Annotated in this window: 8 protein-coding genes; 3 read left to right on the top strand and 5 right to left on the bottom strand. The window is 71.8% G+C overall.

The window, feature by feature from the left end; translation table 11 throughout:
- Positions 1-276 precede the first annotated feature (276 nt).
- Entirely contained in the window at positions 277-816 is a 540-nt protein-coding gene (locus tag J7E97_RS24925; RefSeq protein WP_215031342.1) for an acyl-CoA thioesterase, read from the top strand.
- Between the two features lie 4 nt (positions 817-820).
- On the opposite strand, the gene J7E97_RS24920 is transcribed toward J7E97_RS24925, so the two are convergent.
- Positions 821-2,182 (bottom strand): LCP family protein, encoded by a 1,362-nt coding sequence (locus J7E97_RS24920; protein WP_308346791.1) that lies wholly within the window; start codon positions 2,180-2,182, stop codon positions 821-823.
- 392 nt (positions 2,183-2,574) lie between these two features.
- Here J7E97_RS24920 and J7E97_RS24915 point away from each other — a divergent pair, with 392 nt between their 5' ends.
- On the top strand, positions 2,575-3,615 hold the full coding sequence (locus J7E97_RS24915) for a glycosyltransferase family 2 protein (protein ID WP_215031338.1): 1,041 nt from the start codon (positions 2,575-2,577) through the stop codon (positions 3,613-3,615).
- 99 nt (positions 3,616-3,714) lie between these two features.
- Here the strand turns inward: J7E97_RS24915 and J7E97_RS24910 are convergent, their stop codons facing one another.
- The 4 genes from J7E97_RS24910 to J7E97_RS24895 form a co-directional block, all read right to left on the bottom strand.
- Complete coding sequence (locus J7E97_RS24910) at positions 3,715-5,367, bottom strand: LCP family protein (RefSeq protein WP_374224230.1); 1,653 nt, start codon at positions 5,365-5,367, stop codon at positions 3,715-3,717.
- Between the two features lie 102 nt (positions 5,368-5,469).
- Positions 5,470-7,215 carry an LCP family protein gene (locus J7E97_RS24905; protein WP_215031336.1) on the bottom strand — a complete coding sequence of 582 codons (1,746 nt, stop codon included), beginning with the start codon at positions 7,213-7,215 and terminating at the stop codon, positions 5,470-5,472.
- Positions 7,216-7,437: 222 nt separating this feature from the next.
- The gene (locus tag J7E97_RS24900; RefSeq protein WP_308346790.1) at positions 7,438-8,706 is read right to left on the bottom strand and encodes an LCP family protein; all 1,269 of its coding nucleotides are present in this window, start codon (positions 8,704-8,706) and stop codon (positions 7,438-7,440) included.
- A 249-nt stretch (positions 8,707-8,955) separates the two neighbouring features.
- Entirely contained in the window at positions 8,956-9,705 is a 750-nt protein-coding gene (locus J7E97_RS24895) for a TIGR03089 family protein (protein ID WP_215031332.1), read from the bottom strand.
- Positions 9,706-9,855: 150 nt separating this feature from the next.
- Between J7E97_RS24895 and J7E97_RS24890 the strand changes: the two genes are divergently transcribed.
- On the top strand, positions 9,856-11,238 hold the full coding sequence (locus J7E97_RS24890; RefSeq protein WP_215031330.1) for a peptidoglycan recognition protein: 1,383 nt from the start codon (positions 9,856-9,858) through the stop codon (positions 11,236-11,238).
- Positions 11,239-11,243: the final 5 nt, after the last annotated feature.

The following is an 11,243-nucleotide window of genomic DNA, read 5'->3' as shown; positions in this document are numbered from 1 at the left end:
CCGCCGCGGCGGATACGGCGGCTGGGCCGCCTGGGCGGGCGGGGCCGGCCGCTGGACCTGCCGCATCCGCCGCGCGCCCTCGGGCTCCGCCTGGCCGCTGCCGCGTCCGTACCCCTCATCGCGGCGGCCGCGCTCGCCCTGCTCGCCGCTCCACCCGTCCCAGTCACTCATGTGCCCAAGAATGCCCGGTCGGGCGGGTCGCGGAACAGCCCGGGGGCGGTTCGTGCCGGTGCTGTTGCAGAGCTGATGCCTGCGCACCGCACTTAGAGTGGCTCCATGACAGAGATACCGGGCGAGCTGCCCGGGAAGCCGATCTCGGCCTCCCGCACCACCCTCAGCCACATCATGACCGCCAGTGACACCAACCTCCTCGGTACCGTGCACGGCGGCGTGATCATGAAGCTGGTGGACGACGCGGCCGGCGCCGTGGCCGGGCGGCACTCCGGCGGTCCGGCGGTCACGGCCTCCATGGACGAGATGGCCTTCCTCGCCCCCGTCCGCGTCGGCGACCTCGTCCACGTGAAGGCCCAGTGCAACTGGACCGGCCGCTCCTCCATGGAGATCGGCGTACGGGTCCTCGCGGAGCGGTGGAACGAGTCCACCCCCGCCACCCAGGTCGGCAGCGCCTACCTCGTCTTCACCGCCGTGGACTCCGAGGGCAAGCCCCGCCAGGTCCCGGCGGTCGTCCCGGAGAGCGAGCAGGACGAGCGGCGCTACCAGGAGGCCCAGATCCGCCGCACCCACCGCCTCGCCCGCCGCCAGGCGATCCTGGAGCTGCGCGAGCAGCGTGCCGCCCAGGGCTTCGACGAGCTCTGACGGGCTACTTGCTGCCGCAGACCACCTGATCGCCCGTGACCACACCGAATTCACCCTGGTACGGGTCCTCCGCGCGCACCTCCACCACCTTGCGGTAGTCGGCGCCCGCGATCACCACGACGGTCCGCCCCTGGCCCGGCACGGCCCGCATCTCGCTGCCGGGCAGCGCGGTGGACACCGTACGGGCCGACCGGTCCCAGCGCGGGTCGTACGTGATCAGCGTCCGCTTGACCTGGCGGCTCGCGCCGGTCCCCGGAGCCCCGGTGGTGTCGAAACCGGTGGCGCGCAGCGCCGAGTCCACCCGGGTGCCCAGCCCGTCGATCCGGGTGCCGTTCTCCACCTGTACCCGCACCTGCGACGGGGCCACGTCCACCGGCACCGCGGGCTGCTTGCGCACGGGCCGGCCGGGGACGGGCGCCGGGGCCAGCGGACGGTCCTCGCGCAGCGCCTCGAAGAGCTTCGCGGCCTTCGCCTCGTCCCACTTCACGGTGGAGCCGATGCCCTTGACCGGGAAGGAGGGGTTGCCGACGGGCACCGAGGCGAACTCGGAGGAGGACGGGGTGAAATCGCGCATCGCCTGTCCGAGCGCCAGCATCTGCTCCGAGCCGAAGCCCTTGTCGGCCCGCACCGACCCGAGCAGGGTGGAGCTGACCTCCTTGAACTTGACCGGGTTGAGCAGCACGCCGCCCTGGGTGGCCTGCCTGATCAGCGCGGCGATGAACCGCTGCTGGCGCTGCATCCGGCCGAGGTCCGAGCCCCCGTCGACATGGCGCGAGCGCACGTACTGGAGCGCCTGCCCGCCGCTCAGCCGGTGGGTGCCCGGGAGCAGGTCGAGGCCGGTGTTGGGGTCGTGCATGGTCTTGGCGGTGCAGATGTCCACGCCGCCCATGGCGTCCACCGTCTTCATGAAGCTGGTGAAGTCGACCTCCAGGTAGTGGTCGATCTTCACCCGGGTCATGTTCTCCACGGTGCGCACCGTCAGGTTGGGCCCGCCCTCGGCGTAGGCGGCGTTGAGCTTCACCGGGTGGGACCCGTGCTGCTCGCCGTCGGCCTCGTCCAGGTGCGCGGGCAGTTCCACGTAGCTGTCGCGGGGGAGACTGACCACGCTCGCCCTGCTCCGGTCCGCCGAGAGGTGGACCAGCATGACGGTGTCGGTGCAGTGGCAGGGGGCCCCGCCCAGGCGGTACTCGCGCTTCTCGTCCTTGGTGATCTTCTCCCGGCCGTCGGTGCCGACGAGCAGGAAGTTCACCCCGTGTCCGGCCTGCGGGCGGTTCTTCATGTCCTTGAAGGGGTCCACCCGCTGGATCCCGGTGTCCAGACCGGTCATCACGGCGTGCCCGAGGGCCCCGGAGCCGAGCACCACCACCGACAGCCCGGCCGCGATGCGTACTCCCCAGCGGGGCTTGTCGGCCGGCCGGCCGGCGCCCTTGCGGTTTCTGGCCGGTCCGCCGGCCCGCTGCGCGCGCTGCGTCGGCCGGGCGGGCCGGGTGGGACGGTGCGGCTGGGGCACGGGGGAAACCTCCGCGGGGGCAGCGGGTCGGGACGACGGGCCGGGACGGATCAGGCGGATCGGGCGGATCGGGTCGGGGCGGATCGGGTCGGGTCGGTTCAGGTCGGTTCGGGAAGGCGCCACATTCGGCTGATTCGTCAGAACAGTAGGCCCATACGATCAGCCTCTGTCCTTACCGCTCATCCGGCGCGCACCCGGTTCCCCCGTACGCGGTAACGTGACACCGATACCCGACCTTGAAGGACCAGATGCCCGCCCAGCAGCCCGCAGTCTCGGTGATCATGCCGGTGCTCAATGAGGAGCGCTACCTGCGCGACTCCGTCCGCCACATCCTCGGACAGGAGTACGCAGGCGAAATGGAGGTGGTGATCGCGCTCGGGCCGTCCACGGACCGCACCGACGAGATCGCCGCCGAGCTCGTGCGGGAAACCGCCTCCCACCCGCGAGCCCGTGTCCACACCGTACCGAACCCCACCGGCCGCACCCCCGCGGCTCTGAACGCGGCCATCCAGGCCTCGCGCCACCCGATCGTGGTGCGCGTGGACGGCCACGGCATGCTCTCCCCGGACTACATCGCCACCGCGGTCCGTCTCCTGGAGGAGACCGGCGCGCAGAACGTCGGCGGCATCATGCACGCCGAGGGCGAGAACGCCTGGGAAGACGCCGTCGCCGCCGCGATGACCTCGAGGATCGGCGTCGGCAACGCCGCCTTCCACACCGGAGGCAAGGCCGGCCCCGCTGAGACCGTCTACCTCGGCGTGTTCCGCCGCGAGGCCCTGGAGCGCGCGGGCGGCTACAACGAGGAGTTCGTGCGCGCCCAGGACTGGGAGCTGAACTTCCGCATCCGCGAGGCCGGCGGGCTCATCTGGTTCTCGCCCGAGCTGCGGGTCCAGTACCGCCCGAGGCCCTCCGTGCGCGCGCTCGCCAAGCAGTACAAGGACTACGGACGCTGGCGGCACGTGGTGGCCCGCTACCACTCGGGCTCGATCAACCTGCGCTACCTGGCCGCGCCCGCCGCGGTCTGCGCGATCGCGGCCGGCGTGGTCGTCGGCGCGGCCGTCACCCCCTGGGCGTTCGTCCTGCCGGCCGGCTACCTCGCGGCGATCACCGCCGGGTCCGTTCCCGCAGGCAAGGGCCTCTCGCTCAAGGCCCGCGCGCAGATCCCCGTCGCCCTGGCGACCATGCACGTGTGCTGGGGCTACGGCTTCCTGACCAGCCCGCGCGCGCTCGCCGCCAAGGTCATCGCCAGCCGCCGCCCGTCGGTGCGCCGCGATCCCAGCGAGGTCTGAGCCCCCTCCCCGCACGAAACCCGAAAGGGGTGACCCGGTCCTCGACGGACCGGGTCACCCCTTTCGTGTGAACGGACCGCTGCCGGTCCGCCCGGCGGACTACCAGCGGTAGACCGAGTACACGTCCATGCAGGAGGTGTCCGTCCCATTGAGCGCGTCGGCCGACTCGGGGACCGACCCGGCCTCCGGCGCCGCCTGCTGCGGGAAGACGACGCCCTCCCGCCAGTCCGCGCCCACCACGACCGTGATCTTGGTCGCGGTGGCCGCCTTCTGCACGGCGGTGGCCGGGATCCCGAGGGCCGCCGCCACGACCTGCGCCTCGGCCGCCTGGGCGTCCGTGGCGTACCGGACGACCGTCAGCTTCTCCGGGACGAGCGAGGAGTCCGCCTTGGCCAGCGTGAAGCCCTTGGAGACCAGCTGGCCCGCGATGGCCGTGGCCCGCTTGCCCACCGGTGCGGCGCCGACCCCGGTGCCGTTGACCACCTGTACGGCGATCTTCGACGGGTCGGCGGCGGGCGGCGCGGACGACGCGGGCGCGCTCGGGGAGGGGGAGCCCCCGGGCGCCGCCGCTTCGCCGTTGGCGTCGAGGGCGACGTCCTTGCGGAGCATCGTCCACACCTTCTCGGCGTCCGAAGGGTTGACGACCAACCGGTTCTTGTCCCCCGGGGCTTCCAGCACCGGGATGGTGGTCATGGTGATGCGGTTGACCGGCACGTCCTTGAGGAGCAGAGCGAGGTCGAGGAGCTTCTTGACCGACCCGATCTCCTCCGACACCTCCAGCGACTTCGTCGCCGCCTCCGCCAGGCCCGTGAGGCGGGGGAGGTCGGTGAAGACGTTCTGGCCCTTGAGCTCGCGCATCATCGAGTTCATGTACATGTGCTGCGCCTTGGCCCGGCCCATGTCACTGCCGAAGGCGTGCCGGGTGCGCAGCCACTGGAGCGCCTGCTCGCCCTGGATCTTGGTGGTGCCCGCCTTCAGCTTGAGGCCGGAACCGCCCTTCTCGCCCCCCGGCTTCGAGACGTCGTGGACGTTCTGGTTGACGCAGACGTCGACGCCGCCGATCGCGTCCGCCATGCTCACGACACCGGCGAAGTCGATCGTCATCCAGTGGTCGACGTAGACGTTGGTCAGCTTCTCCCAGGTGGCCAGGGTGCAGCCGGCACCGCCGCGCCCGAGGCTCTGGTCGATCGTCGCCCTGGTGGCCTTGAACTTCTTGCCCGTCTTGGGCTCCGTGCACTCCGGGATGTCCACGATGGTGTCGCGCGGAACGGAGGTGACCGAGGCGTTCTTGCGGTCGGCCGAGACGTGGATCAGCATCTGCACGTCGGCCCGCGCGGGCGAGCCGATGGTGTCCCAGCCCCCGCCGAGTTCCGCGTTCTCCGGCTTGTCGCGGCTGTCGGAGCCGAGCATCAGGATGTTGATCGGCCGCCGGCCGGCGGCGTCGGCCTCGGTCTTGGCCACCCCGGTGTCACCGCTCAGGCGCTGGCCGCTGCGGATGTTGGCGTTGAGGTGGCGGTAGTAGAGGTAACCGGCCGCCGCCGTCCCGAGTATGAGCAGCGCCACGATGGAAGCCGTCCAGCGCAGGACGCGCCGCCGCCTGCTGCGCACCGGACGTCTCGGACCGCCGCGGCGGCGGCGGCCGGAGCCCGACCGCTGTGGGGGCACGACGGCTCCCGCACCCTGGTGGTCGCCGGGTATTGCGTCGCCGGCTTGGGCCGGCGTTCCCTCCCCGTGCACGCTGCTGTGCCTCACACGTACCCCCCTCAAGATCACTTCGTGTCGGTGTTGTGCCGGTCCGGCGCGATCCGGAACGTCATTGCGCGTCTGCGGGCGCCCCGTCGGCGGCCCCGCGCGTCACTTTGCGCAGACTTCCTTGTCCGCCTCGACCCGCTGCACGCCCTCGGGCGCCTTCTGCGGAGCCGTCAAAGACACCCCCGCCCCCTTGAAGTCCGCGCCGAGCGTCAGCTTCATCGGTGTCTTCGAGCCGGCATCGGCCGTGCCCATCTTCAGCGCTGTCGCGGGAAGATCCATCATCTGCGCCAACGCCCGCGCCTGATCGGCCTGGTTGGGCGCGTACTCCAGCTGCGTGGTGTCCACCTTGGCGGGCGCGTTGCCCAGGTTGCTGGACTTCAGCACGCCCTTGGTGTTCTGCAGCCAGGTCAGCGTGCCGGACGCGGAACCGGCCGGCCCGCCCCCGTTGTAGACGTCCACCCGGACGTCCTTGGCCTGCGCGCGCGGGCCCTCCATCAGTGCGTCCAGCTTCGCCTTCGCGTCGGCGTCGGCCGCGTCCTCGGCGGCCTGCTCCTTCTGCTCGACCTCGGTGAGCGAGACGTCCTCCCGGATCATCTGCATCAGCGGGTCGGCCTGCGAAGGATTGATCACGACGGTCGACTTGACCTTCTCCGCCGGATTGTCGAGCACCGGAAGCGTGGTGAAGGTGATGTTCTTGAGGTCGATGTCCTTCAACTCGCCCGCGAGCTCGGTGAGTTTGTTGATGTCCCCTATGCCGGAGTCCACGCTCAGCGACTTGGTGGCCGCCTCGGCGAGGGAGAAGACCTTCTGAGGGCTCGTCAGCGTCTGCTTCGACTTCATCTCGCGCATCATCGAGCTCAGGAACTGCTGCTGGGTCTTGATGCGGTCGAGGTCGCTCTCGTTGCCGAAGGCGTGCCGGGTCCGTACGAAGGCCAGCGCCTGCTCGCCCTCCAGCCGGTGCTCGCCCGCGGACAGCTTCAGCTTGGAGTCCTTGTCGTTGACGGCCTTCTCCAGGCAGACCGGCACCCCGCCGACCGCCGTGCTGAGGTTCTTCACCGCGTTGAAGTCGGCCATCATGAAGTGGTCGACCTGGACCCCGGTGAGCTCCTTGACCGTGCGCATCGTGCAGCCCGGGTCGCGGCCGCCCTGCCCGAGGCTGGTGTTGAAGCGGACCCCGCGCTCGCCGGCGATGTTCTTCGTCGAGCCGTCCGGCTGCTTCGTGGGACAGGCCGGGATCGAGGTGATCAGGTCGCGGGGGATGGACAGCGCCGTGGCGTTGGAGCGGTCCTTCGAGACGTGGAAGAGGATCGTGGTGTCGGCGTGGCCGACGCTGCCGGCGTCCCCGTACCCCTCGTTGCCCGCGCCGCTGCGCTTGTCGGTGCCGATGACCAGGATGTTGATCGGCTGGCCCTTTTTGAAACCGCCCTTGCTACCGGCGTCACCGACGTCCGTGACGGTGAGGTTGCCGTTCAGGTGGCCGTAGTAGAGGTACGCGGTCACCGAGCCGCCGATCAGCAGCAGCGCGAGCGTTCCGCCCGTGATGGCCAGTACCTTCTTGCCGCGCCCGCCGCCTTCCTTGCGCGAACGCCCACCGCGCCTGCCCGTCCCGCCGGGCGGCGTCCCGCCGGGGCGGCGCGGTCCGGGGACGGCTGCGGGCGCGGCAGTGGCGGGAGCGGGGGGGACGGGGCGAGCCCTGTGCGGCGTGGCCCGGGGAGCCTGGCGCTGGGACGGAGGTGCTTGCGGAGCGGATTGCTCCAGTCGCAGCTCGTAGTTGCCCGTACGAGGGTTGAGGACCCACTGGTCTGCGGGGTCGATCTCGTCGGCCCGGCCACGGCTTTGCGCATCCACGGTTTGCTCGAATCCTCCGTCGGTGCTTCGCGACGCGCCTCCCCAGGGCGCCCGGTCAACGATCCGGCTGCTGGCGCGCGGCCTCTGTGCTGGCCGGGCGCCGGATCGCTCACCTTATCCGGACAGTTTCGCCGCAAACCATGCTGGTGATGAATTCCACGCCCTTACAACGGGGCAATCGCCCCAACAAGCTCGCTTGGATCACCGGCTTTTGGCATTGCTTTACCGGCAATCGGCCACGCCCGCCGTGGTCCCGGTGAAGGTGGGGACGGGCGTGGGGGCCTCGGTGGTTCCCCCGGACCGCGCCTTCCCGGCCGCCCGGCCCGCGTCCTTTCCGTCCGCTCCGTCCTCCGCCGCCTGCTCCTCGTGGGGCTCGGGGGCGGGCGCGGTGGGCGAAGCGGCCGCGTGTGGCGGCGACGCGGGCTCGGGCGGGGCGATGGTCAGCGGCTTGTCGGCCCGCAGCCGCTGGAACAGCTGGGTCGCGTCCGGTTCCTGTAGTTCGTCCCGGTTCGCGTTGGCGGTGTACGGTCGGCGCGGCACCGTGAGGAACTTGATCTGATCGGTCGGTACGTCCCTCACGCCCCGTACCAGTTCGTACAGCCCCCGCAGCGAGGCCAGCCCCGGGTCCGTGGTCACCGAGGAGGTCGCCGCGTCCAGCAGCGGGTACAGCTTCCCCGGATTGAGCAGCACCCCGTTGCTCTGCACCTTCTTCACGAGCGAGCCGAGGAAGAGCTGCTGGCGTTCCATGCGCTCGGTGTCGCTGCCGTTGCCCAGGCTGTAACGGGCCCGTACGAAGCCCAGCGCCTGCTCGCCCTGGAGGGTCTGGCGCCCGGCCGGCAGCTTCAGCCTGGCCTCCGGGTCGTCCACCGGCCGCTTCAGGCAGACCTCCACCCCGCCGATGGCGTCGATCATCTTCGTGAACCCGCCGAAGTCCACGACCATGTGGTGATCGATCCGGATCCCGGTCAGCGCCTCCACCGTACGGATCGTGCAGGCGGCCCCGCCCCACTGGAACGCCCAGTTGAACTGGACGAACTGCTCCGTGGTGCGGCTCCCGTCCGGCTTCAGGCAGGCCGGGACCCGCGTCATCAGGTCCCGCGGGACCGATACGGCGGTCGCGCTCTTCCGGTCCGCCGGCAGGTGCAGCAAGATCGTGGTGTCCGAACGCTGGGTGCCCTTGTCGTGTCCGTAGCGCGAGTTGGCCTTGCCGGAGCGGGAGTCCGAGCCGATCAGCAGGATGTTCTGGGCGCCGCCCGCGAGGTGGGCCGGCCGTTCCCGGTCGTAGCGCCGCAGCTCGGTGGCGGCGGAGGTGTCCTCGGTGATGTTCCCGTCGAGCTTGGAGTAGACCCACCAGCCCCCGGCCGCCCCGGCGAGGACCAGCAGGACCGTACCGAGCCCGATCCAGCGCAGCACCCGACGGCGGCCGCTCGGAGGCGTCCGAGTGCCTCCGGCCGCCTCACCGCCGCCCGGTATGCCCGCGCTGTCCCTCACTCGCATACCGTCCCCTCACCCGTTCCGGCAGGCCGCACGGGTGGGTACGGCCTCTGCCGATCCTGCCCCCGGGTGGCCGGAGCGGCCCGGGGGCAGGGCCCTGTACAGGGCCATGTGGGTGACAAATCGCCCGAAGGTGCCGTTGGGCGGTCCGGGTGACGGGGAAACGGCCCGCGGGACCGGACGGCTGGGCGGCGGTAGGTGGCGGTAGGTGGCGGTAGGTGGCGGTAGGCGGCGGCCAGGCGTCGGCTAGACGGTGTGGGTGACGCGCTCGCTCTCGGTCCGCTGCGCCAGCCCGTCGGCCGACAGCCGGTCCAGGTTCCGGCACAGCACCACGGAGCCCCCGGACACCAGGGCCGCGTAGAGACCCGCCGAGAGCCCCTCCCAGCTGTCGTAGCCCAGCCCGGACAGCACGCGCGAACCCTCGCCGAGGCCGAGTTTCACCGCGTCCTCGCGGGCCCGCTCGCAGATCCGCGCGTACGAGAGCTCCTCGCCGCCGACCACCAGGCCGGGACCGTCCGCGTCCACCGGCTGGAAGGGCGCGAACCGGTCGCCCTGCCCCGGCACCTCCACGGCGTAGTCCGCGAACCCGGCGGGCGGCTGCGGGAACCGCCCGCCCAGCGGCCGCAGCGCGAGCGCGACCCGCTCGCCGGAGCACGCGGCGGCCTCCTCCAGCGTGTCGGGACCGCTCACCACCAGGTCGGCGCCGGCGGGATCCCCGCCCACCTCGGCCACGACCCCGACGGAGGCGCAGGCGAGCAGCCACACCGCGCTCTGCCAGTGAGCGGGGAGCAGCAGGGCGAGCCGGTCGCCCGGTTCCGCGCCCAGGTCCCCCTGGAGCAGATTGGCGGTCTTGGCCACCCAATTGGCGAAGGTGGCGACGGACAATTCGACGCGCTCGCCCGTGGCGTCGTCGTAGAAGGTGACGAGCGGGCGGCCGGGATCGGCGGCGAGCGCGGATCGCAGCAGGTCGGCAGGGGTGCGGTCAGTGGCGTTCACGCCCCAGAGCCTACGCCGGGCCGCCCGCGCCGCTGCGCTGTACGGCGGCAGCGCGGTCCCCCGTAGGAAGGAGGGGTATCGGCGCGCCGACCGGACGGAGCGTCACTTCTCGGATGGCGCCCGCCGCCGGGAGTCCCCAGCATCCTTTCCATGCGTGGATTCCTTGCTTCCTCGATCGGCGTCGCGACGGCTGCCGCACTGGCCCTGCCGCTCGCGCTCCCCACTACGGCCCTGGCAGAGACCGCCCCCGTGACCCCCGCCGGGTCCACCCGATCCCTGCCACTCGTCCCCCTGGGCCCGGCCGCGGACCGCAGCCCCGGCGTCCCCGGCATGAGCGCCTCGCCCCGCCTGCCGGAGACGCGGGGCCTGGCCGCCCGCGAGGTCGAGACCTTCTCGCTCGTCGGTGTCGTCTGGGACGACGTGAGCACCCAGCTCAACGGCCGCGTCCAGGTCCGCACCCGCTCCGCGGCCACCTCGGCCTGGTCCGACTGGCAGGACGTCGAGACCCACAACGGCGAACACGCCGCCGACCTCGACACGGCCGAACGCGGCTCCGGCCGCGTCCGCGGCAGCACCGCCCCGCTCTGGGTCGGCGAATCCAACGGCATCGAGGTCCGCGTCCAGGCGGAGACGGACACCCGCGAGATCAGCGCCAAGCTCCCGTCGGGCCTGCGGATCGAACTCGTCGACCCGGGAGCCACGGGCCGGGACGCGACGGACGGGAAGAACGGCTCGCCGTCCCTGGGCGACGGCGACGACAAGGGCGAGCTGACGCTCCTCCCCGGAATGACCATGGCGATGACGGAGTCCTCCTCCGTCAACGTCCCCATGGCCCCCCTCGGCGCCCACGAGATCACCGCCCTCGGCAAGGCCGACTCCACCGCCGACGCCGTCCTCGCCGACAGCGCGCTCGCCGGGGCCCCGTACATCGGCCCGCGCCCGCGGATCGTCACCCGGAAGGGCTGGGGCGCGGACGAGAGCCTGCGCGAGAGCGGCTTCGTCTACACGAACACGGTCAAGGCCGCCTTCGTCCACCACACCGCCTCGGGCAACAACTACGCCTGCAAGGACGCCCCGGCCGTGATCCGCAGCCTGTACCGCTACCACGTGGTCAGCAGCGGCTGGCGGGACATCGGCTACAACTTCGCCGTCGACAAGTGCGGCACGGTCTACGAGGGCCGGGCGGGCGGAGTCGCCAAGCCGGTGCTCGGCGCGCACACCATGGGGTTCAACACGGACAGCATGGGCGTCGCGGTGATCGGCAGCTTCACCAACACGGCCCCGCCGAAGGCGGCGGTCGACGCGGTGGCCCGCCTCACCGCCTGGAAGCTCGGCCTCTTCGGCCGGGACCCGCGGGCGAAGACCACCCTGAAGTCGGGCGGCGGCAACCTCTACCCCAAGGGGAGGAACGTGTCGATGAACGTCATCTCGGGCCACCGGGACGGCTTCGCCACGGAATGCCCCGGCCGCCTCCTCTACGGCCAGCTCCCCCCGACCCGCACCTCCTCGGCCAGGCTCCAGGGCCGCCCGTAGCCTGC

The sequence above is a fragment of the Streptomyces sp. ISL-66 genome (assembly GCF_018614135.1).
Lineage (GTDB): Bacteria > Actinomycetota > Actinomycetes > Streptomycetales > Streptomycetaceae > Streptomyces.
This window is presented reverse-complemented; position numbering and strand designations above follow the sequence as displayed.

What these genes read in the sequence shown, in the direction of transcription:
- J7E97_RS24915 (WP_215031338.1), top strand. Translation starts at nt 2,575, where the DNA reads ATGCCCGCCCAGCAGCCCGCAGTCTCGGTGATCATGCCGGTGCTCAAT.
- J7E97_RS24925 (WP_215031342.1), top strand. Translation starts at nt 277, where the DNA reads ATGACAGAGATACCGGGCGAGCTGCCCGGGAAGCCGATCTCGGCCTCC.
- J7E97_RS24890 (WP_215031330.1), top strand. Translation starts at nt 9,856, where the DNA reads ATGCGTGGATTCCTTGCTTCCTCGATCGGCGTCGCGACGGCTGCCGCA.